The following is a 290-nucleotide window of genomic DNA, read 5'->3' as shown; positions in this document are numbered from 1 at the left end:
CATCAGGTCAAACCCACATCTCCCCATGTAGTACCGCATGATGTCGCGCCTTGTCGCCTTGTTCTTCTTGCTGTGTACCGGCCTGGCCCAGGCCGCCGCCCCCACCGTGCTGCAACGCCCCATCGACCTCGACACCGGCCAAGGCGTGCTGCACGGCAGTTTGCTGCTGCCGCAGCAAGCCACACCGCCGCCGGTGGTGCTGATCATTGCCGGCTCTGGCCCTACCGACCGTGACGGCAACAACCCGGCCTCGGGCAGGGTCGACAACCTCAAGCGCCTGGCCCTGCTGC

General features: G+C 66.6%; 1 pseudogene. It reads left to right on the top strand.

Going from position 1 to position 290, the window contains the following annotated elements:
* Window positions 1-37: 37 nt before the first annotated feature.
* Window positions 38-290 (top strand): annotated as a pseudogene (locus tag GYA94_RS27115) (alpha/beta hydrolase); the annotation flags it as partial.

Source organism: Pseudomonas juntendi (assembly GCF_009932375.1).
In the GTDB taxonomy this organism is placed as follows: domain Bacteria; phylum Pseudomonadota; class Gammaproteobacteria; order Pseudomonadales; family Pseudomonadaceae; genus Aquipseudomonas; species Aquipseudomonas juntendi.
Note: the sequence above shows the minus strand (reverse complement) of the source record. Positions and strands in the feature narration are given on the sequence as shown.